Origin of the sequence: Erwinia sp. MMLR14_017, from assembly GCF_033657285.1 — a bacterium.
GTDB lineage: Bacteria > Pseudomonadota > Gammaproteobacteria > Enterobacterales > Enterobacteriaceae > Erwinia.
Genome location: NZ_JAWVWP010000014.1, coordinates 94,524 through 120,084 on the forward strand (window position 1 = coordinate 94,524; position 25,561 = coordinate 120,084).

Below are 25,561 nucleotides of genomic sequence, written 5' to 3' on the forward strand. Positions count from 1 at the left end.
AGGATGTCAGTGACCCCTGAACTGCCTGCCGGGCAGGTATTATCGGTCAGAAACCTCAGCGTGAGCTTCCGGCAGGAAGAGGGCGTTGTTCATGCAGTGAAAAACCTGTCGCTTGATGTCCAGCGGGGCGAAACGCTGGCGATTGTAGGCGAGTCTGGTTCAGGGAAGTCCGTTACCTCGCTGGCACTGATGCGCCTGGTCGAGCAGGGTGGCGGTCAGATAGAGAGCGGTGAGATGTGGCTGCGCAGGCGTGACGATCGGGTGATTAATTTGACCAGCGCCACGCAGTCTCAGCTGCGCACTATCCGTGGCGCCGATATGGCGATGATCTTCCAGGAGCCGATGACCTCGCTGAATCCTGTGTTCCCGGTGGGAGAGCAAATTGCGGAATCTATCCGGCTGCATCAGGGGAAAAGTCACCGGGAGGCGTTAAAAGAGGCTGAGCATATGCTCGACCTGGTGCGTATTCCGGAAGCGGAAAACGTCCTCTCCCGCTTTCCTCATCAGCTCTCTGGCGGCATGCGCCAGCGGGTGATGATTGCTATGGCGCTCTCCTGCCGTCCTGCGCTGTTGATTGCAGATGAGCCTACTACGGCGCTGGATGTGACGATTCAGGCGCAGATATTACAGCTGATCCGCGTGCTGCAAAAAGAGATGCAGATGGGGGTGATATTTATCACGCATGACATGGGGGTGGTCGCTGAGATGGCAGATCGCGTCCAGGTGATGTACCGCGGCGACGTGGTGGAAACCGGTCCGGTTGAAGCCATTTTCCGCTCGCCTCAACAGCCCTATACGCAGGCCCTGCTGGCCGCCGTGCCAAAACTTGGCACCATGACCGGTCAACCCTTCCCGGCCAAATTCCCCTTACTGACGCCAGAGAGCCACGACGAGATTGTGGTGCCTCAGGATACCGTATCGCCCGGCGCTGAGCCGGTATTGCAGGTCAGGGATTTGGTGACCCGATTCGATATTCGCAGCGGGATCTTCAACCGCGTCACCCGCCGTGTACACGCGGTGGAAAAGGTGAGTTTTGATCTCCGGCCGGGAGAAACGCTGGCGCTGGTGGGCGAATCCGGCTGCGGCAAATCGACGACTGGCCGCTCGCTGCTGCGGCTGGTAGAGAGCCAGGGCGGCACTATTACCTTTAACGGCAAGCGTATCGATAACCTTACGGGGCCGGCACTCTCCCACCTGCGGCGGGATATCCAGTTTATTTTTCAGGATCCTTACGCCTCGCTCGATCCCCGGCTGACCGTGGGTTTTTCAATTATGGAGCCGCTGCTGGTCCACGGACTGGCAAAAGGGCAGGCGGCAGAAGATCGCGTTGCCTGGCTGCTGGAGCGTGTGGGTCTGCTGCCGGAGCATGCACGGCGTTATCCGCACGAGTTTTCCGGCGGCCAGCGTCAGAGGATCTGTATTGCACGCGCGCTGGCGCTCAATCCAAAAGTGGTGATTGCCGATGAGTCCGTCTCGGCGCTGGATGTTTCTATTCAGGCACAAATCGTCAACCTGATGCTCGATCTTCAGCGCGAGTTCGGTATCGCTTTCCTGTTTATTTCACACGATATGGCAGTGGTGGAGCGCATCAGCCATCGCGTAGCGGTTATGTACCTCGGGCAGATTGTGGAGATCGGCCCCCGGCAGTCGGTGTTTGAAAACCCACAGCATCCCTACACGCGCAAGCTGATGTCTGCCGTGCCGGTGGCCGACCCAGGCCATCGTCGTCGCGAGCGGGCACTGCTGGTGGATGAGATACCCAGCCCCATCCGTGCCCTTGGGGACGAACCGGTAGTGGCACCGCTGGTCGAGGTGAGTGCCGGACACTATGTTGCCCGCCATCTGATTGGCGGAGCCTGATATTGCTGCACAACAACAAGGACTTCAGGAGATGAACGCAAAATGATGATTCATAGCAAACGTAAGTTACTGATCGCTGCCGGTTTACTGAGCAGCGCTGCCGCCGTTCCTGCCTGGGCGGCAAAAGATGCGGTGATCGCCGTCGGTTCCAATTTCACCACCCTCGATCCCTATGACGCCAACGATACCTTGTCGCAGGCTGTCGCCAAGTCCTTTTATCAGGGGCTGTTTGGCTTTGATAAAGAGATGAAACTGCAGAATGTGCTGGCTGAGAGTTACGACGCCAGCAAAGATGGGCTGACCTACACCATCAAACTGCGCAGCGGCATTAAGTTTCAGGACGGCACCGACTTTAACGCCGAAGCGGTGAAGGTAAACCTGGATCGCGCCAGCAATCCTGACAATCATCTTAAGCGTTACAACCTGTTCAAATCGGTAGCAACTACTGAGGTGATTGATCCCACAACGGTTAAAATCACCCTGAAGCAGCCGTTCTCAGCCTTTATTAATACGCTTGCCAGCCCGGCAGCGGCGATGATTTCGCCAACGGCGTTGAAAAAATATGGCAAAGAGATTGGCTTCCATCCCGTGGGCACCGGTCCTTTTGAGCTGGATACCTGGAACCAGACCGATTTTGTGAAGGTGAAAAAATTCGCCGGTTACTGGAAGAAAGGCTATCCGAAGCTGGATACCATTACCTGGCGTCCGGTCGTGGATAACAATACCCGCGCGGCTATGCTGCAAACCGGTGAAGCTAACTTCGCTTTCCCTGTTCCTTATGAGCAGGCCAAACTGCTGGAGAAAAATACCAGGCTGGATCTGGTGACGTCGCCATCGATTATGCAGCGTTATATCAGCTTTAACGTTACGCAGAAGCCGTTCGATAACCCGAAGGTGCGCGAGGCGATTAATTACGCCATTAACCGCCAGGCGCTGGTCAAGGTAGCCTTTGCGGGCTATGCCACGCCAGCAACGGGAATTGTACCGCCAGCCATCCAGTATTCTCAGGCCTATCCTGCGCCGGAATATAATCCCGCTAAAGCGCGTCAGCTGCTGAAGGAAGCGGGCTACCCGAATGGCTTTACCACTACGCTGTGGTCCTCTCATAACCACAGTACCGCGCAGAAGGTGTTGCAGTTTACGCAACAGCAGCTGGCGCAGGTAGGGATTAAAGCCAAAGTAACGGCGATGGATGCTGGTCAGCGTGCGGCTGAAGTGGAAGACAAAGGGCAGAAAGAGAGCAATGTGCGGATGTTCTACACCGGCTGGTCTGCTTCCACGGGTGAGGCAAACTGGGCATTAACACCGCTGTTCGCCACGCAATCCTGGCCGCCAACTATCTTTAACACCGCGTTCTACAGCAATCCTCAGGTGGATAACGATCTGAGCGATGCGCTGAAAACCACGGATGGAGAGAAAAAGGCCGCGCTCTATAAGGATGCGCAGGACCGCATCTGGAACGATCGCCCCTGGGTGCCGCTGGTGGTGGAAAAACTGGTATCTGCTAATACCAAAAATCTCACCGGCTTTTACGTGATGCCGGACACCTCGTTCAGCTTTGATGACGCCGATCTGAAGTAATCCCGCAACAGAGAGCCACCCCTTCTCTGTGGGAGGCGTGGCTCTCTGAGCGGCAGGACAACGCATGCTCAACTATTTTATCAGACGTTTACTGGGACTGATCCCCACGCTGCTTATTGTGGCAGTGCTGGTGTTCCTGTTCGTTCATCTGCTGCCTGGCGACCCGGCGCGCCTGATTGCCGGGCCGGAAGCCGATGCCACCGTCGTGGCGATGGTCCGACAGCAACTGGGGCTGGATCAGCCGCTTATCCAGCAGTTCTGGCACTTCATTATTAATGCGGTTCAGGGGGATTTTGGTCAGTCGATGGTCTCCAGGCGGCCCGTTTCCTCCGAGATTGCCGCACGCTTCTTCCCCACGCTGTGGCTGACGTTGAGCAGCATGGTGTGGTCGGTGATTTTCGGCATGACCATTGGCATCGTTTCTGCCGTCTGGCGCAACCGCTGGCCCGACAGAATCGGTATGACGCTGGCGGTCTCCGGCATCTCCTTTCCGGCGTTTGCGCTGGGCATGTTGCTGATGCAGATCTTTTCGGTGGAGCTGGGCTGGCTGCCTACGGTGGGCGCTGATAGCTGGCGACACTACATTTTGCCCTCTCTCACCCTTGGTGCTGCGGTTGCTGCGGTAATGGCTCGCTTTACCCGCGCCTCTTTTGTGGAGGTGATGCAGGAAGATTATATGCGCACCGCACGCGCCAAAGGGGTGCGTGAATCCCTGGTGGTGGTGAAACATGGCTTGCGTAACGCGATGATCCCGGTAGTCACCATGATGGGCCTGCAGTTCGGTTTTCTCCTTGGCGGGTCGATTGTGGTGGAAGTGGTCTTTAACTGGCCAGGCCTGGGCCGACTACTGGTGGATTCGGTTGAAATGCGTGATTACCCGGTGGTGCAGGCGGAAGTGCTGCTGTTCTCACTGGAATTTATTCTCATTAACCTGGTTGTGGATATGCTTTACGCCGCCATCAACCCCGCGATTCGTTATAAATAAGGACACGCGATGAAAAACTGGCGACGTAGCGCGGCGCTCTCCGCGATGCCAACGGTAGAGCGCGTCCGTACCCCCTGGCGTGAGTTCTGGCGGCGTTTTCGTCGCCAGCCAGTAGCGATGGTGGCCGGTGTTTTCGTTATGCTGCTGATTGTTGTAGCGGTAATCGCGCCCTGGATAGCGCCGTTTGATGCCGAAAATTATTTCGATTATGACCGGCTGACGGAAGGCCCATCGGCGATGCACTGGTTTGGCGTGGACTCTCTCGGGCGGGATATCTTCAGCCGCGTGCTGCTGGGCACCCGTTTATCGCTGATCTCCGGCTTTTTTTCGGTAGCGATAGGCGCAGCCATTGGTACTCTTCTTGGGCTGCTGGCTGGCTATTATGAAGGGTGGTGGGACCGAATCATTATGCGCATCAGCGATGTGCTGTTTGCCTTTCCGGGGATACTGCTGGCCATTGCCGTGGTGGCGATCATGGGTTCCGGCATGTCGAACGTGATTATAGCGGTAGCGATTTTCAGTATTCCCGCCTTTGCCCGTCTGGTGCGCGGCAATACGCTGGTGCTGAAGCATATGACCTTTATTGAGTCCGCGCGCAGCATTGGCGCATCGGACATTACTATTATTCTGCGTCATATTTTGCCGGGTACGCTCTCTTCCATCGTGGTCTATTTCACCATGCGTATCGGCACCTCGATTATTACCGCTGCCAGTCTCTCTTTCCTTGGGCTTGGCGCACAGCCGCCCACGCCGGAATGGGGTGCGATGCTGAACGAAGCGCGGGCTGATATGGTGATGGCACCACATGTGGCTATTTTCCCCAGTCTGGCTATTTTTCTGACGGTGCTCGCCTTCAACCTGTTAGGAGATGGGCTACGCGATGCGCTGGACCCTAAACTGAAAACCTGATTTTATGCAGCCTTCCCTGACGGGCGCAGCCAGCAACTTTTTATGCCAGGCTTGCTGTTATTTAAGGAGAGAGTGGATGAAAGAGTTCGACTATGAGCAGGATTTCAGCAAGATCGATTTTCGCCAGCATCCGGAGCGGTATCAGGTAGGGCGGGGCGAACAGGGTGTACTGATGGTAGAGCCTTATAAAAGCGAAATCCTGCCGCACTGGCGCTTTAAAACGCCCGCTATTGCTGAAGTCTCCTCCAAAAAAATCATGGAGCTGTTTGAGGCGTACCGGGCCAGCGATGATTTTGTCGGCATGGATATGGCCCGAAAGTTCATCCAGATGGGCTACACTCGCGCCAGGCGTTATGCCAATCATAAAGGCGGCAAAAAATATGGTGTGGATCGCGAAATCCTGCCTTATGAACTGAATGAGGAAAAAGCGGCGGCGGCGGCTATCTTCAAGCGCTGCTGGGACAGGCTGCGGGAGGATAAAGATTACTTAGCCCGTAAAAAAAAGCATCAGGCTGAGTATGGCTGAAAACAGCGCCAGGCTGAAAGAGTCCGCTGGCAGTGGCAACAAGCGCCCCTGTCGCTGATGCCAGCCTGACCTGAAGAAAGGCCTTTGATGTCGGCATATCTGAGGCATAACCGTCCCGCCTGAAGAGTGACGGCGGGACGGGAAGCACGTCAGAGTTTAGAGGCCCACAGGTCGTATTCGTCGGCGTTATCTACCTTCACACGAACCACATCGCCTGGCTTCAGGGATTTTTCACCGTTCAGGTATACGGCACCGTCGATTTCTGGCGCATCCGCCATGCTGCGACCAATAGCGCCTTCTTCATCCACTTCATCGATGATCACCAGGATCTCACGGCCCACTTTTTCCTGCAGGCGCTCAGCAGAAATGGCCTGCTGCAGCTGCATAAAGCGATCGTAACGCTCTTCTTTCACTGACTCTGGCACCGGGTCTGGCAGCTGGTTCGCCGTTGCGCCCTCAACCGGGCTGTATTTGAAGCAGCCAACGCGATCCAGCCGCGCCTCTTTCAGGAAGTCCAGCAGCATCTGGAAATCTTCTTCCGTTTCGCCGGGGAATCCCACGATAAAGGTTGAGCGCAGCGTCAGGTCGGGACAAATTTCACGCCAGCGCTTGATACGCTCCAGCGTGCGCTCTACGGCACCAGGGCGTTTCATCAGTTTCAAAATACGCGGGCTGGCGTGCTGCAGGGGAATATCCAGATAAGGGAGAAGCTTGCCTTCCGCCATCAGTGGAATGACATCATCCACATGAGGATAAGGATAGACGTAGTGCAGGCGGACCCAGACGCCCAGCTTCGCCAACTGTTCGCAAAGGCTGACCATGCTGGTTTTCACCGGCGATCCGTTCCAGAAACCGGTACGGTGCTTAACGTCCACGCCGTAGGCTGAAGTATCCTGCGAAATAACCAGCAGCTCTTTCACGCCAGCCTCAGCCAGGCGTTTAGCTTCATCCAGCACGGAGCCAATCGGACGGCTGTCGAGGTCGCCGCGCATGGAAGGGATAATACAGAAGGTGCAGCGATGGTTGCAGCCTTCAGAAATTTTCAGGTAAGCGTAATGGCGCGGCGTCAGCTTCACACCCTGTTCCGGCACCAGGCTCAGAAACGGGTTGTGCTGAGGTTTAGGAACGTACTGATGAACGTGTGACAGCACCTGCTCGTAGCTGTGAGGCCCGGTAATTTCGAGCACTTTTGGGTGCACTTCACGGATCTGATCCTCTTTTGCCCCCAGGCAACCGGTGACAATCACCTTACCGTTTTCATTCAGCGCCTCGCCAATCGCTTCCAGCGACTCCTGCACCGCGCTGTCAATAAAGCCGCAGGTATTGACGATAACGATCTCCGCATCATCATAGCGCGGCACCACTTCATAACCCTCTGTTCGTAACTCGGTGAGGATCCGCTCAGAGTCCACCAGATTTTTTGGGCAACCCAGCGAGACGAAACCGACCCGGGGCGCCATTGTTATATTTTGCGACATAGCTCATATCCTGTTCTGCACAGCAATTTTGCGCGGGATTCTACCCATCTCGCAGCAAAATTTATACAGCAATATGAAGTGTAGGGTGATTCTTATCAGAAACGAGGTAACAAAACGTTAGTCGCGTGCTGTGGCCTGAGCTAAATCCTTACGGGATGTTGGTGCTGGCTTTTTACTGCTGGAATAAATAAAGGCCAGCGCAATCCCCAGACAGACAATGGCCCCAAGACGGCTCACAGAGAATGGAATGGCGTCATTGCCTAACCAGCCAAAGCTGTCGATGAGCATACTCATGGTCAGCTGACCAAAAATAACCGCCACGGTTGCGACAGCCGCCCCAATTTTTTGGATCGCCAGCACCATAATAACGATATAAGGCACGCCACAAAAAGCGCCCAGCAGCTGCCATTTCGGCACGTCCAGCAGGCTGATAGCGTGCTTCGGTTCAAAATATAAAATCAGTAAGGCGGTGACCAGCGCGCCCACGGAAAAGGTCAGAAACGCACTTTTGAAAACGCCCACTTTGCTGCCAAGCTGGCCGTTAATTGCCGCCTGAATGCTGAGCGTCATGCCACCCACTACCGCCAGGATAATCATTAAAATAGTCATCAGTTTCCCTCAGCCACAAGAAGTAAGGCCGCAATAATAAAAATCAAAGCGATGATACGCTTACCATCAATTTTGCGATGGGGCGTGCCGAATAAGCCAAAATGGTCGATAACCAGGCTTTTAAAGACCTGCCCGGCCAGGATGCCAATCATGGTCATGGCAATGCCGATGGCGGGCGTGGCAAGCGTCAGGATCACCACATAGACAGGACCCAATACGCCGCCCAGTAACTGCCAGCCTGGCTGAGCAAAAAACGAGGGGCTGTTGCGCGGGCTGAAAAAGAGCATCAGGAAAAAAGTCAGGACTGCACCCACGCCAAAAATGCTGAAGGTGGCCCATAAATCGCCCACCTGACCGCCTAAAGGCCCCAACAGGCCCGCCTCAACGGATAATCCCATCCCGCCGCACACTACAAGTAAAATCAGTAAAAGCTGCATAAATCTGCTCTCATATTATTAAGGTTGGGAAGAATAGAGCAGTCCGGTATAATGAAAAACAGCATAATCTGACAAACACCTTTGCAGGAATTGCATCAATGAACGCCGGCGCAATCAATATCCGATCGTTACAGCTCTTTATCAGCGTTTTTAACGCGCAGAGTTTTTCGCAAGTGGCCCGGCGGGAAGGGGTGTCTGCTTCACTGGTATCGCGTACTGTGCATCAGTTAGAAGAGGCGCTGGGGCAACAGCTTTTTTACCGCACAACGCGCGCGGTAATTCCGACTGAAGCGGGTCGCCTGTTCGTTGACTATGCCAAAAATATGACTGAACAGCTCAGCGAAGCCCGCAAGGAACTTCAGGATCGTGCTCTTGAACCCGCAGGGCTGGTCAGACTCAACGCACCGGTATTTTTTGGGCAGCGCCACATTGCCCCCTGGCTGGCGGGTTTCGCCGAACGCTACCCACGCCTGCAAATCGAGCTTATTTTGACCGACGATTATGTCGATCCTCATCGTGAGGCAACGGATGTGATCTTTCGCATTGGCACGCTCACGGACTCCTCCTTTCATGCCCGCATCTTCGGCACGCAACGCTATCATGCGGCGGCATCGCCCGCCTATCTGCAACGTCATGGCATTCCTCTTGCCCCACAGGAACTGACCGCACATAACTGCCTGGTCTACAGCGGTTATGCCGGGCCAAATCGCTGGCTGTTCCGGCAAAATAGTGCCCCCTGGGTTCACTATCAGGTGAAAGCTTTATTGACCTCAAATAATGCGGAAACACTACTCACCGCTGCGCTGGGCGGGATGGGGATTGTTCTGTTTCCGGACTGGCTGATAGGCGATTTATTACAAACGGGCGAGCTGGTGAAAATCCTGCCTGAATTTGAAGCAGCGAATAAAACCGATGGGCAGCAGATTGCCGCTATTTATCCCAATACGCGTCGTCCGCCCTTAAATGTCCGTGCCGTCATCGATTATTTTGTTGAAGTCTACGGCTCGCCGCTTTACTGGAAATATGATTAGAAGCGTGCGGCGTAATTCCCCACGCTGGCAACCTGAAGTTCCGAATTCATCTGCTCCTGCTTAAAGTTCAGGGTCTGCTGGATAAACTTACGCGCTTAAGGTTTTGTAAAAACAACCCGTTGTTTACCTCCCTTCGCTAAATTTAACAGACACCCCTTCAGGAGAGTCGATATGCCTCGTTTGCTTACCCTTTGTCTGCTGGTTGTCTCAGCGTTTACTCTCTGGCCCGCACTGGCGGCGAAAGTAGAGGTTAAAGAGCTGCAACAGGGGTTGGATCATCCCTGGGCGCTGGCATTTCTGCCGGAAAATCAGGGGATTTTAATCACTGAGCGATCGGGGCAACTGCGCCGCTGGCAGCAGGGAAAAGGTTTATCCAAACCGATTGCCGGCGTACCCGCAGTCTGGGCGCAGCGACAGGGCGGCTTGCTGGATGTGGCACTGGCACCAGACTTCAGCCAGAACCGACATCTCTACCTGACCTGGACTGAAGCTGACAGTTCAGGGCGGGTGGGGGCTGTGATGGGTTATGGCGTGCTCAGTGACGACATGACCAGGCTTAACGATTTTAAAGTTATTCTCCGCCAGCAGCCGCCGCTTTCCAGCGGGGCGAATCTCGGTTCCCGGATCGTTTTTGATAACCAGGGCTATCTCTACGTGACCTTTGGCGATAATTTCCAGGCCGCTTCTGCGCAGGATTTGGCAGCCCTTAGCGGAAAAATCGTGCGTCTGAACGCCGATGGCACCGTTCCGCCAGATAATCCTTTTGTGGGTAAACAGGGGGCCAGAGGTGAAATCTGGAGCTACGGCATGCGTAACCCACAGGGCATTGCCTGGAACCCCTGGACGCAGGAGATATGGGAAAATGAGCATGGCCCGCGCGGCGGAGATGAAGTCAATATTCTGCGTAAAGGCGAGAACTACGGCTGGCCGTTGGCAACCTGGGGCATCGATTATAGCGGTGAAAAAGTGCCAGGTTCTGAAGGGGGAACCGCGTCGGGTACCCTCCAGCCCGCTTTCTGGTGGAAAGTCTCTCCCGCTCTGAGCGGCATGGCTTTTTATACCCATTCACGTTTTCCAGAGTGGAAAAGTTCGCTGTTTATCGGTGCGCTAAAGGATAAAAGCCTTATTCATCTCACCGTAAAGGGTGAGCAGGTAACAGAGAAAGAGCGGTTGTTAGCGGATCGCGGGGAACGCATCAGGGATGTTCGTCAGGGGCCGGACGGCTATCTCTATGTGCTGACGGATGAATCTGACGGCAAATTATTGCAGGTTGGATTGGCCGAGTAAGACTCCATGACGATCACGCGAGTGGCCCATAAAAGTGGGCCACTACGCCAGGTTAAAGCACACTTTTATCAGCCAGCTCGCCAGAACGCTACTTCACCCAGCGGCAGACTTCCCAACCACGCTGCTGCGCCAGCTGATGCAGGGGTTCACTGGGATTAACCACACAGGCGTGATCGGCATGTTCAAGCATCGGCAGATCGTTAATGGAGTCGCTGTAAGCCCAGGTTTTGGCAAAAGCGCTCTCCTGCTGGATGGCAAGCCAGTCATTCAGCCGGGTTACTTTGCCTTCTTTGTAGGTCATGGTGCCATAGCTCTGACCGCTGTAACGGTCATCGACAATTTCCACGCCTATCGCCAGCGCGCCTTGTGCACCCAGCTCTTCAGCTATCGGCACCACCAGATGTTCTCCACTGGCCGAGACCACCATGATCGTATCACCGCGCTGCTGATGCCATGCCATACGCTCGCGAGCGGCAGGATAAACGCGGGGAAGAATATCTCGCTGAATAAAACGCCTTACCCAGCCGGAAACGGTCAGCGTACCCATCCCCTCCAGTGGGGAGAGCGTGGTATGCATATATTCTTCAATGGAGAGCGATCCCTGATAATATTGCGCCATCAGCGCCTGCTCCTGCTCTATCAGCGCGGCTGGAGCAAAGCCCTGCGACACCAGCCAACGAAGCCACAAACCGGTACTGTCTTCACAGATTAGCGTTTCATCCAGATCGAACAGAGCTAAATCCATCGTTATTACTCCTCAGCCAGATTCATTTCAGGTTAGCGGAATTTTGTGACGGACTTAACTGTTCTGCGAAAATTCGGATTTTCGCCCGGTTTAAGTCACAGCATCAGGCGAAAAAAAACAGAGCGGCGGAGCAGTTCCCAGATTTATCTAATAAACTCTGAATAACTTTACAGTAATGCTGTTCTTTTTCCGCTCAGAAAACGTTAGCGTGGCAGGGTCTGCGTCCGCCCGCAGCGAAAATTGTTATCTTTCAAATGGATATTTGGGTCCCGCCATGAAGAAAATGTCTCTCTCTGCCACTGTAAAAACTCTGCTTCTCGCCACTCCTGTTTTGCTCCTGACGCTGACTGCCCGCGCTGAGGAGGCACCCGCAGCGCCACAGATTGAAGCCAAAGCCTGGATACTGCTGGATTACCACAGCGGAAAAGTGCTGACGGAATCGCATGCTGACGATCGTCTTGACCCGGCCAGCCTGACTAAAATGATGGCAACCTATGTTATTGGGCAGGCTATTAAAGCCGGAAAAATTACTAACGACGATATGGTGACCGTAGGCAAAGACGCCTGGGCTACCGGCAACCCTAAGTTACAGGGTTCGTCGCTGATGTTCCTTAAGCCCGGCGACCGTATCCCGGTTTCCGAACTCAATAAGGGCATTATTATCCAGTCTGGGAATGACGCCAGTATTGCGCTGGCGGATTACGTCGCGGGCAGCCAGGACTCTTTTGTCAGCCTGATGAACAACTATGTTAAGGCGCTGGGGCTGCAGAACACCCATTTCAAAACTGTGCATGGGCTGGATTCCGATGGGCAGTACAGCACGGCCAGAGATATGGCGCTGATTGGTCAGGCATTAATTCGTGATGTGCCTGAAGAGTATGCCCTGCACAAAGAGAAGGAATTTACCTTCAACCGTATCCGTCAGCATAACCGCAACCGTCTGTTGTGGAGCACGAACCTGCAGGTTGATGGCATTAAAACCGGGCATACCGAGGGCGCCGGTAACAATCTGGTGGCTTCGGCAGTGCAGGGCGATCAGCGTTTGATCTCGGTGGTGTTAGGTGCCGCTACGGATGCCGTCCGTTTTCGTGAAAGTGAAAAGCTGCTGACCTGGGGTTTCCGGTTTTACGAAACGGTAACACCGATAAAGGCGGACAAGCCATTTTCAACCCAGCGCGTCTGGTACGGCGACAAAAAAGAGGTCAATCTTGGCGTAGCGAAGGATGCTGCCATTACTCTGCCAAAAGGACAAATAAAGAATCTTAAGGCCAGTTTTACGCTTAATCAGCCGCAGCTCACCGCCCCGCTTAAGAAAAATCAGGTGGTGGGAAATATCGACTTTCAGCTGAATGGCAAGACCATAGAGCAGCGTCCGCTGGTGGTGATGGAAGAGGTGAAAGAGGGCGGCTTTTTAAACCGCATCTGGGATTTTGTGATGATGAAAATGACCGGATGGTTTGGTAAATGGTTTGCCTGACCGGCCAGAGAGTGGATGTCGACGCAACGCGCGGTAAATAAAAATCTTAATAGAAGGGGCGAATGTTTCGCCCCTTTTGCCAGATTAAATCAGATCGTAAGCGATAGCGGAGATAGCTACCAGCCCGGTCAGCACCACAAATACGTTGCTGATTTTGCCGCTGTACTGACGCATAGCAGGGACTTTATTGATTGCGTACATCGGCATCAGGAACAGCAGAACCGCAATGACCGGGCCGCCGAGTGTTTCAATCATCCCTAAAATACTGGGATTCAGCGTGGCTACGATCCAGGTAGTGACCAGCATAAACAGGGCGGTCATCTTATTCAGCTTCGCTTCCGGCAGATTTTTCCCTTTCTCACCTAAAGTTTTGACAATCAGACCGTTGAAACCTTCCCGCGCGCCAAGATAGTGGCCCAGAAAAGATTTCGTAATAGCGACCATGGCGATAATGGGGGCAAGCCAGGCCATCAGCGGCGTGTTGAAGTGGTTCGCCAGATAAGAAAGGATGGAGATGTTCTGTGATTTTGCCTCAGCCAGGTTCTCCGGCGAGAGGCTAAGCACGCAGCTGAAGACAAAGAACATCACCGTCACCACCATCATTACATGGCTGAAGGCTAAAATTTTTGAGCATTTCTGCTCAGCTTTATCGCCATACTCTTCCTTTTTGGCGACCGCAAAAGCAGAAATAATCGGGGAGTGGTTAAACGAAAACACCATCACCGGAATGGCCAGCCACAGCGTTATTCCCAGCCCGTTGCCGTTGCCGCTGCCGGCCAGGCTGACGTTATGGAAGAGCGAACTGTTCCAGTGCGGAACTAAAAAGAGCGCCAGCACCATCAGCACCAGTACAAAGGGATAGACCAGTACGCTCATGGTTTTGACAATCATCTCTTTGCCGAAACGCACAATGGTCATCAAACCGGCAATCAGGATCAGCGCCAGCAAGAATCGTGGCGGTGCCTGCATATGCAGCTGATGCGTCATAAAGCTTTCAACGGTGTTGGTGATAGCTACGCTGTAAACCAGCAGAATGGGATAGATGGCGAAGAAATAGAGCAGGGTAAGCAGCTTACCGGCGCCTGTGCCAAAGTGCTCTTCCACCACGCCGGTAATATCTTCACCGGGTTTGCTGCCGGAAAGCACGAACCTGCAGAGGCCACGGTGGGCAAAGAAGGTCATCGGGAACGCCAGCAGCGACATAATAATCAGCGGTATCAGCCCGCCAATACCGGCATTGATAGGCAGGAAAAGCACCCCAGCGCCAATGGCCGTCCCGTACAGGCCTAACATCCACATTGTGTCACTTTTGCGCCAGCTGGTGATCTGTGCAACACCGCTACCCGCCAGTGTGGCCGTCTTAGATGACTCCATCATTATCTCCTGATTGAAAACAGTGAAGCAATTATCGACAGGAAGGGGCGCCAACCCACTATTTTGATCCCTGTCTGAAACGCGGACACTCTACCATTTAAATAAAAGGAGAAAAGAAGAAAGAGAGGCAGTTCAGGCGATCTGAATCACATTCCTGCTATTATATTTGGCGAAATATTCGGTATGAGGTTTTAAGTGTAGAGGAATGCACGGAGTACTGCGGGTTTTAATAGTTTTTTTCACTGCGATAACCGGGCTCAGAGTTGGTTAAATAGTGTTCAGTTGGGCCGGGTAAGGAAAAATGCTAAAATAAAATGCAATATTTATCAATTGGTTATGCTTTTTAAGCGGTTGAGTGCTAATTATCATAATATCAATTGCGCAACATATTAATATAATGGCTTTAATTTTTTATTATGTTGCGCAATAAATCAGGCGGCTATTTAACCGCTATTATGCCAGACGCGTCGCAAAGAGAACACTGTGCGCTAATTACGCACCCAGCCCTTGCGTATGGGAAACGAAAATACCAGTCGGTAAAGTGAAGAGATATTTTGCAATAAGCGGCGACCAAAAAAGGACCAGGCCACCTGGGCAAACAGGCAGGAGAGTCCGCCAACCAGCAATCCACCCAGCATATCCATCGGCCAGTGAACGCCAAGATAGATGCGTGACCAGGCAATCGCGATGCCGGTCACCATCAGCAGCCCGCCGGACCAGACGCGGTGCCAGCAAAGAAAAGCAATCGCGACGGTAAAAATAGCGGTGCCGTGATCGCTGGGATAAGAATCATCGGCCGCATGCGGCAGAAACTGGTGACCTATGCCCATCACAAAAGGTCGTGCATGAGGGAACAGATTCCCTACGCACCATGAAATACTCAGGGCATAAGCCAGCGCGATACCGGTTTTCAGCACCAGCTTACGTTGTGAACCGACCTGACGCTCAGGCCCCCACAGCCACAGCATGATAATGAGCGCCGGGACAATAGCAATCAGGTCGCGGGCGATAAACGTAGCGAGAGAGAGCAGCCAGTCAGGGGATAAGGGGGTGGCATTGATCCAGAGAAACAGCGTCCGGTTAAGTTCTTCCATATTTATATTTTCCTCGTCTTATTCACCAGGTACGAAACGCACCCGAAAGTTAAACATTGGCTCAGCCAAGCCCACCAGCCAGCCCATAAATTGTGTGAAAGGAAATGCGCTCCACGCATCATCTGGCCATAGCCCATCACCATGCCCAGCGTCACGCCGAGCGCAAAACAGCACCAGGCCCTGGCTGGACGGCGGGGCCAGTACCAGAAAAAGAGCGCCATCATTCCAAATCCGCTTGATGCATGACCGCCCGGAAAGCACCTGCCTGGCCCGCTGTCGAGGGGGATGGCGGAAAAGAGCGGGAATGAGACCGCTTTGCCGCCAAATTCCACCAGATCCCACGGGCAGGAGTGCGCGCTGTTCGCTTTAAGAATGCCTACCACCAGCGGGCCTACGCCAATCAGCACCGTGATCAACACTAAACGGGCATTGCGCTGAACAAGGCCTGTTACCAGCGCAACTGCCGCAGCGGCGATCACCACGTCCTTTAACAAACGATGATTGATCAGATCCAGCCAGCGATTATCTTTCCAGGGAAACTGCTGAGTCACAGGATCAAACCACACCCGAGTGAGGGCGAGATCCCAGCTTTCATGGCGGGAAATCCAGGTGAAAATCAGCCCTGTTACCCCCAGCAAGATCAGCTGGATAAGATAAAAGCGGGCAGGAAGAAGATAAATAGCTTCGTTCCTAATTACGCTGGTGGTTGTGCTTCTGTTAAGAATGGAGGGTGATTTCATGACAGTCAGAGATTATGAACAGGAAGTGCTATGGTGCAGAAAGGGGATTAAGGAAACATTAAGAGAAGAAAATGCGATAAGTCTTATAAAGCGGCGATAAAAAAACCCGCTAATCATCAGATTAACGGGCTCCACAATTTAGGGATTTCAAAGAAAAGCAGTGGCACTAATTATGACTCCAGCCAAATACAAAAGTTCTGATAATGGATGAAATATTTTTTTTTCATTTAAAAGAGTAAAAATTACGTTGCAAAAGCGGGATCCTGAAGGCTCAGAGAGTTCTTAGAAAACGAGGGGTTACGCCAGAGAAAGAGAGTGAGATAAACAGATAGTTTTTTTGATTTAACAAATATGTGACTTTTTTGCGCCTGATGTAACCTCCTGTTTACCAGTAACATGTTGAACTAGTTCATTTTTTATTTTATATTGACCTTGCTGTCAGCAGAGCAGCGGCAATATTCAGGAGTTTCCACGAATTACAGCCCAATGCCAGCACCGCTGGACATCTTTTCATTCTTTTCAGCCAGTAATAGCCGCAACATTTGTCACGGCGACGTTAAGTTTTATCCGAAATTACCTAGCTGGGAGAAGATCCTATGGTATTTAAAGGGATGACCTGGACAGGCGTTATCGTCTGTTTTGTCCTTTACTGCCTGGTGTTTGTCGCCGTGCGGTTTGAAATGAATGTCGATACTACTATTCACTCTGAACCCCGTTTGGGCTTGCTTATATTTATCGTGCCGGGCGCTATTGCGGCTCTGACTTCAAAAGAAGCGCCGTTAACGGTCGCTCTCGCAGGGGCTTTTTTAGCGACGCCCGTTGTGCTGATAGCCCTGCATTTTTCACTGGCTGCGCAAGGCTCCTTGTTACAGGAGTTAGCTTTTACTACCAGCGCTGCCTTCTGGTGCGGCTCCGGTGCCTTAGTGGTTATGCTTTCCCGGACCTTACTGGGCCATGAAGAGCAACCCTGAAACCAGGCGAAAAAAAAGGCCGATTAAAATCGGCCTTTTTTACGCACAGATCACCGGTTCCTGATTCAGGCGGTGATTTAAGAGAAGATTACTGGAACAGGCCCAGATTCTCTTTGGCATAAGCTTCAAAATCAGTGCAGCCACCAATGTGGTTCTGATCCAGGAAAATCTGCGGTACGGTTTCAACAGGCTTACCGACGGTTTTTTCCAGATCCGCTTTAGTGATGCCTTCAGCGTGGATATCGATATAACGGAAGTTGAAATCTTCACGCTCTGCGGTCAGCTTCTCAGCCAGCTCTTTTGCACGGACACAATAAGGACAGCCAGGACGTCCAAAAATCACTGCAAACATAGGTTTCTCCTCAAAGGTCAAAATTAGTGTGACATACATCACAACTTATCTGTTAATGGCGATTATCATGCCCGCATCTACCGGGGAAAGGAAGAAGGAATTACCTGTTGATCTGATTCGTCCAGACTATGCAGAGATCGTTAAGGTGGGCTTTAATAACGGCAGGCAGGGTAGAGCAACCCTGTGTAAGGAGATACGCCATGCGTGCTTTTAGTCGATTACCCAAACCCGTGCTGTTTATGGAAGCAGTGGGGGGAATATTGCTGGTTCTCTCTTACTTCACGCTGCATCAGATGCTAACCTTGCCGGCACCTTTTTCCGGCCCGTTCGCCGCAACAGTGATGATTTTTGCTGGTATTGCGTTAATGCTTCCAGCCGCAATTGTGATGATGTGGCGTACGGCAAAAGCGATGGCGCCGGAACTTTTTAACGCAAAGCGTGACACCCCTCCAGGAGATAAGCATGACGCCGACCATTGAGCTTTTGTGCTCGCACCGCTCGATTCGGGCCTTTACTGATAAGCCTGTTGATGACGCACAGCGTGAAGCCATTTTGGCCGCTGCGCAGTCCGCGTCCAGCTCCAGCTTTTTGCAGTGTTCGTCAATTATCCGGGTTACCGATAAGACGCTGCGTGAAAAACTGGTTGGTCTGACAGGTGGACAAAAGTATGTCGGGACCGCCGAAGAATTTTGGGTATTTTGCGCCGATTTCAATCGCCACCAGCAAATCTATCCGGAAGCCCAGTTGGGACTGGCGGAGCAGCTGCTGCTGGGCTGCGTGGATACAGCGCTGATGGGACAGAATGCGATGATTGCCGCTGAGTCTTTAGGGCTGGGCGGCGTCTATATTGGCGGTATTCGCAACAGCATCGCAGAAGTGACCGAACTGTTGGGCCTGCCTGAGTTTGTTCTGCCGCTCTTTGGCCTTTGCCTCGGCTGGCCTGAACAGATCCCGCAGCTGAAGCCGCGTATGCCAGTCGCCATGCTGGTGCATGAAAACCACTATCAGCCGATCGATCCGCAGGTGCTGGCTGAGTATGATGCGGAACATGAAGCCTATTACCTGTCGCGTGGCAATAACACACGTCGGGAAAGCTGGAGTGAGCACATTCAGAAAACGCTGCTCAAAGAGAGTCGTCCATTTATGCTGGATTATCTGCATAAACAGGGTTGGGCAACGCGTTAAGTTCTGCGGAGGCTGCTGGTGAAAATTGCGATACTTTCCCGTGATAGCTCACTTTATTCCTGCAAACGTCTGTTTGAGGTCGCGCAGTCGCGCGGCCACAGCGTTGAAGTGATCGATCCTCTCTCCTGTTATATGACCATCAATCCCGGTTCATCGGCTATTCACTACCGCGGCAAGCAGCTGGAGCATTTCGATGCGGTGATCCCACGCATAGGCTCCGCCATCACCTTTTACGGCACGGCCGTGCTGCGCCAGTTTGAGGTGTGTGGCAGTTATCCGCTGAATGAGTCGGTAGCCATTACCCGCGCTCGTGACAAGTTACGCTCGCTGCAACTGCTGGCGCGGCAGGGGATTGATATGCCGGTAACCGGGTTTGCTCATTCACCAGACGATACCAGCGACCTGATTAAAATGGTGGGTGGCGCACCTCTGGTGGTCAAGCTGGTGGAAGGGACGCAGGGCATTGGCGTCGTGCTGGCGGAAACCCGCCAGGCTGCGGAGAGCGTGATAGACGCGTTTCGTGGGCTGAACGCGCATATTCTGGTGCAGGAATTTATTAAGGAAGCGCAGGGAAAGGATATTCGCTGTCTGGTGATCGGTGGGGAAGTGGTCGCTTCTATTGAGCGCAAGGCTAAAGAAGGCGATTTCCGCTCTAATCTTCATCGCGGAGGCAAAGCCCGCAGTGTGGAGATCACGGAGCGTGAACGGGAAATGGCGATAGCGGCTGCCGCCACGCTGGGACTGGATGTAGCCGGTGTGGATATCCTGCGGGCGAAACGAGGCCCGCTGGTGATGGAGGTCAATGCTTCACCAGGTCTGGAAGGGATTGAAAAGACTACCGGACTGGATATTGCGGCGATGATGATCGCCTGGATTGAACAACAGGCTCGCCCCGGCTTCAGTCTGAAAACTGGCGGATAAAGGCATATTTCTTTCGCTATCGTGGTATTTGGCAGGGATTTTCCGTAAGCTAGGGCGCAATTTTAAGGCGGCAAGAGAAATAAAATACATGGATTCACTCGTCGTTCCAGATATTGACGTAATACGACGTTGGCTGGATCAGCAAAGCATCACCTGGTTTGAGTGTGACTCTTGTCAGGCCCTTCATCTGCCGCATATGCAAAATTTCGACGGTGTGTTTGATGCCAAGCTGGATTTGGTCGATAACGTTCTCCTGTTCTCAGCTCTGGCTGAGGTCAAACCCACTGCGCTTATCCCGTTGGTTGGCGATTTATCACAAATTAATGCCAGCTCTTTAACGGTGAAAGCCTTCCTGGATATCCAGGATGATAATCTGCCCAAGCTTATTGTTTGTCAGTCGCTGAGCGTCTCCGCCGGGGTGACTTTCGGGCAATTTGTCCATTTTATGAAGCAAAGCGAAGAGCAGGTCTCTATGGTTGTGCTGGAAGCCTTTGCTAATCAGTTGCTGGTACCGGGCGAAGAAGAAGATCGCTCAGAGATCGTCACTACCCATTCATTGCTGCATTAATGTCCCTGGGTTAATCATCGATTAGCCCATTCCTCTTTTCCCCGCTGTTAAAATATTCATTCATGTTTAACTGTTGCTATTTTCGGCATCTTGCTCCGCTTTGCTGTACGCATTTATGCTGGTTTATGCCCTGAATGCCGGATATCTGTCGCCGTTTGTGCCATGTTTGCCCTATCACAGAGAGGAAACATGCATTAAAAATCGATAAAAGGCGTTTTTTACGCCGGGGGCTGGCCTGGTGGGAGCAGTGGGGCTATTCTTGCGAAGCTGCATTTCGCGTGCAACGTCGCCAGAGGTATAGGTTTTTTCTATTTAACAGCGCACTGAATAATCATTCATTGTAGAGCCTTAAAAGGTCAGCTGTGAGTAGCTTGTGCCTCAGGCTGTAATTATCCCTGTTCAGGAGAATGGAAAACATGAGCGCCCTTCGTAAGAAATGGTTGTCAGGTGTGGTTGCTGGCGTGTTGATGGCGGTTTCCGCTGGCGCGAGTGCTGCTGATAAGACGCTGCACGTCTATAACTGGTCAGACTATATTTCCCCGGATACCGTACCGAATTTCGAAAAACAAACCGGTATCAAGGTGGTCTACGACGTGTTTGACTCCAATGAGGTGCTGGAAGGCAAACTGATGGCTGGCAGCACCGGCTACGACGTGGTGGTGCCTTCCTCCAGCTTCCTGGCGCGTCAGTTACAGTCGGGCGTTTTCCAGCCGCTTGATAAGAGCAAGCTGCCAAATTATAAAAATCTGGATCCGGACCTGCTGAAAAAGCTGGATCAGCACGATCCGGGCAACAAATACGCTATCCCTTATCTCTGGGCGACCACCGGCATCGGTTATAACGTTGAAAAAGTAAAAGCGGCTCTGGGTAAAGATGCGCCGGTAGACAGCTGGGATCTGGTGCTGAAGCCTGAAAACCTTGAGAAGCTGAAAAGCTGTGGCGTCTCTTTCCTGGATGCACCCGAAGAGATTTTTGCCACTGTCCTGAACTATCTTGGCAAAGATCCGAACAGTTCCGATCCTAAAGATTACTCTGGCGCTGCTACTGACCTGTTGCTGAAGCTGCGTCCAAGTATTCGTTATTTCCACTCTTCTCAGTACATTAACGATTTGGCGAACGGCAATACCTGTGTCGCTATCGGCTGGGCAGGCGATATTCTGCAGGCAAAAAACCGTGCTGTGGAAGCGAAGAACGGCGTGGACATTGCTTACAGCATTCCAAAACAGGGCGCGCTGGCCTTCTTTGATATGTTCGCTATCCCTAAAGATGCCAAAAATCTGGATGCGGCCTATCAGTTCCTTAACTATATGATGGAGCCTAAGGTCATCGCTGACGTCTCGAATAAGATGTTCTACGCTAACGGCAACAAGGCTTCAGTACCGCTGATTGATGAAAGCGTCCGCAACAATCCGGGCATTTTCCCTACCCCTGACACGATGGCAAAATTGTTCGTGTTAAAAGTGCAGGATCCAAAACTTGACCGTGTGCGTACGCGTGCATGGACTAAAGTTAAAAGTGGTAAGTAACTGACAAAAGTGGGCCAGACTCATTTTTGCTTAAGCAACAGAGGCGCTTTACCGGGCCTCTGTTTTGTCTTTTATATGGCCTGTATTCCGTTAAGCGCCGGAGAATAATGGTAGTGAACGACGCAACCGCCCGTCCGCAACAAAAAGCTGGCAAAGCCCTGACGCCGCTGCTTGAGATCCGCAACCTGACCAAGTCTTTTGACGGTCAGCATGCGGTTGATGATGTCAATCTGACGATTTACAAAGGCGAAATTTTTGCGCTGCTGGGAGCCTCCGGCTGCGGAAAGTCGACGCTGCTGCGCATGCTGGCAGGGTTTGAGCCGCCTACGTCCGGGCAGATCATGCTCGATGGTCAGGATCTCTCTCATGTGCCGCCTTATCAGCGACCTATCAATATGATGTTTCAGTCCTATGCGCTGTTCCCCCATATGACGGTGGAACAGAATATCGCCTTTGGCCTGAAGCAGGACCGCCTGCCGAAAAATGAGATCGCCAGCCGCGTGGCAGAGATGCTGACGCTGGTACACATGCAGGAGTATGCCAAACGCAAGCCGCATCAGCTTTCCGGTGGGCAGCGGCAGCGCGTGGCGCTGGCCCGTAGTCTGGCCAAACGGCCAAAATTGCTGCTGCTTGATGAGCCAATGGGCGCGCTGGATAAAAAACTGCGCGACAGGATGCAGCTGGAAGTGGTCGATATTCTTGAGCGCGTTGGCGCAACCTGCGTGATGGTGACGCACGATCAGGAAGAAGCGATGACCATGGCCGGACGCATTGCCATTATGAACCGCGGCAAATTCGTGCAGATTGGCGAGCCGGAAGAGATTTACGAGCATCCGACCACCCGTTACAGCGCGGAGTTCATCGGTTCAGTCAATCTGTTTGAAGGGGTACTGCGCGAACGTCAGGCAGACGGCCTGGTGATTGCCAGTCCGGGACTGATTCATCCTCTGAAGGTCGATTCTGACGCCTCCGTGATGGACGGCGTGCCGGTGCACGTTGCCTTACGGCCGGAAAAAGTGATGTTATGCGAGGAAGTTCCTGCGGATGGCTGTAACTTTGCGGTAGGTGAAGTGGTGCATATCGCCTATCTGGGCGACCTTTCGATCTATCACGTGCGGCTGCACAGCGGCCAGATGATCAGCGCTCAGTTGCAAAATACCTGGCGCTTTCGCAAGGGCATGCCGACCTGGGGAGATGAAATCCGTCTCTGCTGGGAAGCGGACAGCTGCGTGGTTCTGACGGTTTAGTGGGGGAGTTATGAGTCAACATTCTTCAGGCGCCAGCGAGCCGCCAACCCGCAAAGCAGGCTCGTTCAGCCTGTTGCTGGGCAAGTTACAGATGAAGCAGGGGCGTAAGCTGGTTATCGCACTGCCCTATCTGTGGCTGATCCTGCTGTTCCTGCTGCCCTTTTTGATCGTACTGAAAATCAGCTTTGCGGATATTGCCCGCGCCATTCCGCCCTATACCGATCTGGTGAGCTGGGCCGACGGGCAGTTGACGATGGTGATGAATCTGGGCAACTACATCACGCTGACGGACGATCCGCTCTACGTTGACGCTTATCTGCACTCCCTGCAGGTGGCCGCGATTTCGACAGTTATCTGTCTGCTGATAGGTTATCCGCTGGCCTGGGCGGTGGCGCACAGTTCGCCCTCAACGCGTAATATTTTATTGTTATTAGTGATTCTGCCTTCCTGGACCTCTTTTCTGGTACGCGTCTATGCCTGGATGGGGATCCTGAATGATAACGGCATTCTTAACCGCTTCCTGATGTGGACCGGCGTTATCGACCACCCTGTGGCAATCCTCTATACCAACCTGGCGGTCTACATTGGCATCGTCTACTGCTATCTGCCGTTTATGGTTCTGCCGATTTATACCGCATTAACCCGCATTGACTATTCACTGGTGGAAGCTTCTCTCGATTTGGGCGCGCGTCCGCTGAAAACCTTCTTCAGCGTTATCGTGCCGCTGACCAAAGGCGGGATTATCGCAGGCTCTATGCTGGTCTTTATTCCTGCGGTTGGTGAGTATGTGATCCCCGAGCTGTTAGGTGGCCCGGACAGCATCATGATTGGTCGCGTACTCTGGCAGGAGTTCTTTAATAACCGTGACTGGCCGGTGGCTTCTGCGCTGGCAGTGATTATTTTGCTGATATTGATCCTGCCGATTATCTGGTTCCACAAGCATCAGAATAAAGAGTTAGGGGAAAAGGAATGACTACGTTACCTACAATCCGTTCTCCGTGGCGCACGGCGATCCTGGTGGTGTGCTTTTTCTTCCTGTATGCACCGATGGCGCTGCTGGTTATCTATTCCTTTAACTCCTCTCAGCTTGCCGCATGGGAGAGTTTCTCCCTGCACTGGTACAACGTGTTGTTCCATGATGATGCGATGATTAGTGCTGTGACGCTGAGTCTGACCATTGCGGCGCTGGCGGCAACGGCTGCGTCGGTTTTGGGCACGATAGCCGCTGTAGTGATCGTGCGTTTCGGTCGTTTTAAAGGCTCTACGGGCTTCGCCTTTATGCTGACTGCGCCGCTGGTGATGCCAGATGTGATCACCGGGCTTTCACTGCTGCTGCTGTTTGTGGCGATGGGCAATACCTTTGGCTGGCCTGCCGACCGCGGCATGCTGACCATCTGGCTGGCGCACGTTACCTTCTGTACCGCCTATGTGGCGGTAGTGATTAACTCGCGTCTGCGCGAGTTGGATCGCTCGATTGAAGAGGCCGCGATGGATCTGGGTGCAACGCCGCTGAAGGTCTTTTTCGTGATTACCGTACCGATGATCGCCCCAGCCATCGTCACCGGCTGGCTGCTCGCTTTTACGCTGTCGCTGGACGATCTGGTGATTTCCAGCTTCGTCACAGGGCCGGGCGCAACCACGCTGCCGATGCAAATTTTCGCCACCGTGCGGCGCGGGGTGAACCCAGAGATCAATGCGCTGGCTTCGTTGATTCTGTTCGTGGTGGGTATCGTTGGCTTTATCGCCTGGCGCTTTATGGCGCATGAAGAGAAGCAGCGGCTGAAGGATATCCAGAAGGCGCGCGGCGGCCACTGATGCCCGGAACGGGGAAGGGCAGTAACGCAGAATTCATTATCCGTGACGCCGCAGTGCAAAACTTAAACTTTGATCTGTTGTAAGAGACTGGTTGCCGCATCCCTGCGAGAGACACCCGGCTAATGTGCTCCGTAGTGCCACCCATTAAATTCAGCGTTGTTGATAGGTTTGGCGGTAATACAGGTCAAAACCGGGTTGGTGCAAAGGCGTCAGCCCGGAGTGCCTTATCCGGGACGGCAGCCTCTGAATTCGGCGTTGGTGGTAGGGTTTGGCGTTCATACAGGTCAAAACCGGGTTCGGTGGAAAGGCGTCACCACGGAGCACGTTGTCCGGGACGTCGTAGTGCGAAATGTTAACTTTGGTATGTTGCGTGGCATTAACGCAAACCTGGCTGCCGCATCCCTGCGGCAGACACCCGGCTAATGTGCTCCGTGGTGCCACCCGTTAAATTCAGTGTTGTTGGTAGATTTTGGCGTTCAAACAGGTCTAAACCGGGTCGGTGCAAAGGCGTCACCCCAGAGTGCCTTATCCGAGACGTCGTGAATCCATCCCTGGAGACTTGACTGCCGCATCCCTGCGGCAGACACTCGGCTAAGGCACTCTGGGGCGCCACCCAATGAATTCGGTGTTGTTGGTGAGTTTGGCGTTCACACAGGTCAAAACCAGATTTGATGCTGGATTTAGATTTAGATTTAGACTTGGAAATTGGTTTTGATTTTCTATAACAGGCAGCACCAATGCTGTGGGGAAGGGAGAGGGGGCTGATAAGCAAAAGCTAAGCGGCATGGACGCCGCTTCGCAGCCCCCACGGATGGGTTCACGGCGTTTTTGTGTTCAGCCCCC

At 53.0% G+C, this 25,561-nt stretch carries 25 protein-coding genes; 17 read left to right on the forward strand and 8 right to left on the reverse strand.

Annotation, left to right across the window (positions count from 1 at the left end; all coding sequences use genetic code 11):
* Window positions 1–3: 3 nt before the first annotated feature.
* From gsiA to SD961_RS19460, 5 genes are all read left to right on the forward strand, one after another.
* Window positions 4–1,860, forward strand: coding sequence for a glutathione ABC transporter ATP-binding protein GsiA (gene gsiA, locus SD961_RS19440; protein ID WP_318791976.1), 1,857 nt, complete (start codon window positions 4–6; stop codon window positions 1,858–1,860).
* 45 nt (window positions 1,861–1,905) lie between these two features.
* Complete coding sequence (gsiB, locus tag SD961_RS19445) at window positions 1,906–3,441, forward strand: glutathione ABC transporter substrate-binding protein GsiB (protein ID WP_318792003.1); 1,536 nt, start codon at window positions 1,906–1,908, stop codon at window positions 3,439–3,441.
* Window positions 3,442–3,505: 64 nt separating this feature from the next.
* Complete coding sequence (gene gsiC, locus SD961_RS19450; RefSeq protein WP_318791977.1) at window positions 3,506–4,426, forward strand: glutathione ABC transporter permease GsiC; 921 nt, start codon at window positions 3,506–3,508, stop codon at window positions 4,424–4,426.
* Between the two features lie 9 nt (window positions 4,427–4,435).
* Window positions 4,436–5,335, forward strand: coding sequence for a glutathione ABC transporter permease GsiD (gsiD, locus tag SD961_RS19455; RefSeq protein ID WP_318791978.1), 900 nt, complete (start codon window positions 4,436–4,438; stop codon window positions 5,333–5,335).
* 76 nt (window positions 5,336–5,411) lie between these two features.
* The gene (locus SD961_RS19460) at window positions 5,412–5,861 is read left to right on the forward strand and encodes a DUF4385 domain-containing protein (protein ID WP_318791979.1); all 450 of its coding nucleotides are present in this window, start codon (window positions 5,412–5,414) and stop codon (window positions 5,859–5,861) included.
* A gap of 149 nt (window positions 5,862–6,010) precedes the next feature.
* Here the strand turns inward: SD961_RS19460 and rimO are convergent, their stop codons facing one another.
* The 3 genes from rimO to SD961_RS19475 form a co-directional block, all read right to left on the reverse strand.
* Window positions 6,011–7,339, reverse strand: a complete 1,329-nt coding sequence (rimO, locus tag SD961_RS19465) for a 30S ribosomal protein S12 methylthiotransferase RimO (protein ID WP_318791980.1) — start codon at window positions 7,337–7,339, stop codon at window positions 6,011–6,013.
* 117 nt (window positions 7,340–7,456) lie between these two features.
* Entirely contained in the window at window positions 7,457–7,948 is a 492-nt protein-coding gene (locus tag SD961_RS19470; RefSeq protein ID WP_318791981.1) for a DMT family transporter, read from the reverse strand.
* Window positions 7,948–8,385: a DMT family transporter gene (locus tag SD961_RS19475; protein ID WP_318791982.1), complete on the reverse strand. Its 438-nt coding sequence runs from the start codon at window positions 8,383–8,385 to the stop codon at window positions 7,948–7,950. The genes SD961_RS19470 and SD961_RS19475 overlap by 1 nt, the downstream gene beginning before the upstream one ends.
* Before the next feature lie 98 nt (window positions 8,386–8,483).
* Here SD961_RS19475 and SD961_RS19480 point away from each other — a divergent pair, with 98 nt between their 5' ends.
* Both SD961_RS19480 and SD961_RS19485 read left to right on the forward strand, forming a co-directional pair.
* Entirely contained in the window at window positions 8,484–9,416 is a 933-nt protein-coding gene (locus tag SD961_RS19480; RefSeq protein ID WP_318791983.1) for a LysR family transcriptional regulator, read from the forward strand.
* A gap of 171 nt (window positions 9,417–9,587) precedes the next feature.
* Window positions 9,588–10,703, forward strand: a complete 1,116-nt coding sequence (locus tag SD961_RS19485; protein WP_318791984.1) for a PQQ-dependent sugar dehydrogenase — start codon at window positions 9,588–9,590, stop codon at window positions 10,701–10,703.
* Window positions 10,704–10,791: 88 nt separating this feature from the next.
* Here the strand turns inward: SD961_RS19485 and SD961_RS19490 are convergent, their stop codons facing one another.
* Window positions 10,792–11,448 carry an HAD family hydrolase gene (locus SD961_RS19490; protein WP_318791985.1) on the reverse strand — a complete coding sequence of 219 codons (657 nt, stop codon included), beginning with the start codon at window positions 11,446–11,448 and terminating at the stop codon, window positions 10,792–10,794.
* 274 nt (window positions 11,449–11,722) lie between these two features.
* Between SD961_RS19490 and SD961_RS19495 the strand changes: the two genes are divergently transcribed.
* A complete protein-coding gene (locus SD961_RS19495; protein WP_318791986.1) occupies window positions 11,723–12,925 on the forward strand; it encodes a serine hydrolase in 1,203 nt (400 codons plus the stop codon).
* 84 nt (window positions 12,926–13,009) lie between these two features.
* On the opposite strand, the gene SD961_RS19500 is transcribed toward SD961_RS19495, so the two are convergent.
* From SD961_RS19500 to SD961_RS19510, 3 genes are all read right to left on the reverse strand, one after another.
* Complete coding sequence (locus tag SD961_RS19500) at window positions 13,010–14,299, reverse strand: HAAAP family serine/threonine permease (protein ID WP_318792004.1); 1,290 nt, start codon at window positions 14,297–14,299, stop codon at window positions 13,010–13,012.
* 488 nt (window positions 14,300–14,787) lie between these two features.
* Window positions 14,788–15,393: an undecaprenyl-diphosphate phosphatase gene (ybjG, locus tag SD961_RS19505; protein WP_318791987.1), complete on the reverse strand. Its 606-nt coding sequence runs from the start codon at window positions 15,391–15,393 to the stop codon at window positions 14,788–14,790.
* Window positions 15,394–15,395: 2 nt separating this feature from the next.
* On the reverse strand, window positions 15,396–16,133 hold the full coding sequence (locus SD961_RS19510) for a phosphatase PAP2 family protein (protein WP_318791988.1): 738 nt from the start codon (window positions 16,131–16,133) through the stop codon (window positions 15,396–15,398).
* A 596-nt stretch (window positions 16,134–16,729) separates the two neighbouring features.
* Here SD961_RS19510 and ybjM point away from each other — a divergent pair.
* Entirely contained in the window at window positions 16,730–17,104 is a 375-nt protein-coding gene (gene ybjM, locus SD961_RS19515; protein WP_318791989.1) for an inner membrane protein YbjM, read from the forward strand.
* An 88-nt stretch (window positions 17,105–17,192) separates the two neighbouring features.
* Here the strand turns inward: ybjM and SD961_RS19520 are convergent, their stop codons facing one another.
* A complete protein-coding gene (locus SD961_RS19520; RefSeq protein ID WP_306206665.1) occupies window positions 17,193–17,456 on the reverse strand; it encodes a GrxA family glutaredoxin in 264 nt (87 codons plus the stop codon).
* Between the two features lie 200 nt (window positions 17,457–17,656).
* Here SD961_RS19520 and SD961_RS19525 point away from each other — a divergent pair, with 200 nt between their 5' ends.
* From SD961_RS19525 to potI, 8 genes are all read left to right on the forward strand, one after another.
* On the forward strand, window positions 17,657–17,935 hold the full coding sequence (locus SD961_RS19525; RefSeq protein WP_318791990.1) for a YbjC family protein: 279 nt from the start codon (window positions 17,657–17,659) through the stop codon (window positions 17,933–17,935).
* Window positions 17,919–18,641 (forward strand): oxygen-insensitive NADPH nitroreductase, encoded by a 723-nt coding sequence (nfsA, locus tag SD961_RS19530; RefSeq protein ID WP_318791991.1) that lies wholly within the window; start codon window positions 17,919–17,921, stop codon window positions 18,639–18,641. Before SD961_RS19525 ends, nfsA begins: the two co-directional genes overlap by 17 nt.
* A gap of 18 nt (window positions 18,642–18,659) precedes the next feature.
* Window positions 18,660–19,562 (forward strand): 30S ribosomal protein S6--L-glutamate ligase, encoded by a 903-nt coding sequence (gene rimK, locus SD961_RS19535; RefSeq protein WP_318791992.1) that lies wholly within the window; start codon window positions 18,660–18,662, stop codon window positions 19,560–19,562.
* An 88-nt stretch (window positions 19,563–19,650) separates the two neighbouring features.
* Window positions 19,651–20,130: a YbjN domain-containing protein gene (locus SD961_RS19540; protein WP_318791993.1), complete on the forward strand. Its 480-nt coding sequence runs from the start codon at window positions 19,651–19,653 to the stop codon at window positions 20,128–20,130.
* Between the two features lie 416 nt (window positions 20,131–20,546).
* Window positions 20,547–21,656 (forward strand): spermidine/putrescine ABC transporter substrate-binding protein PotF, encoded by a 1,110-nt coding sequence (potF, locus tag SD961_RS19545; protein WP_318791994.1) that lies wholly within the window; start codon window positions 20,547–20,549, stop codon window positions 21,654–21,656.
* A 113-nt stretch (window positions 21,657–21,769) separates the two neighbouring features.
* Window positions 21,770–22,903: a putrescine ABC transporter ATP-binding subunit PotG gene (gene potG / locus SD961_RS19550; protein ID WP_318792005.1), complete on the forward strand. Its 1,134-nt coding sequence runs from the start codon at window positions 21,770–21,772 to the stop codon at window positions 22,901–22,903.
* A gap of 10 nt (window positions 22,904–22,913) precedes the next feature.
* Entirely contained in the window at window positions 22,914–23,876 is a 963-nt protein-coding gene (potH, locus tag SD961_RS19555; RefSeq protein WP_318791995.1) for a putrescine ABC transporter permease PotH, read from the forward strand.
* On the forward strand, window positions 23,873–24,718 hold the full coding sequence (gene potI / locus SD961_RS19560; RefSeq protein ID WP_306206651.1) for a putrescine ABC transporter permease PotI: 846 nt from the start codon (window positions 23,873–23,875) through the stop codon (window positions 24,716–24,718). Before potH ends, potI begins: the two co-directional genes overlap by 4 nt.
* The last annotated feature ends 843 nt before the right edge of the window (window positions 24,719–25,561 follow it).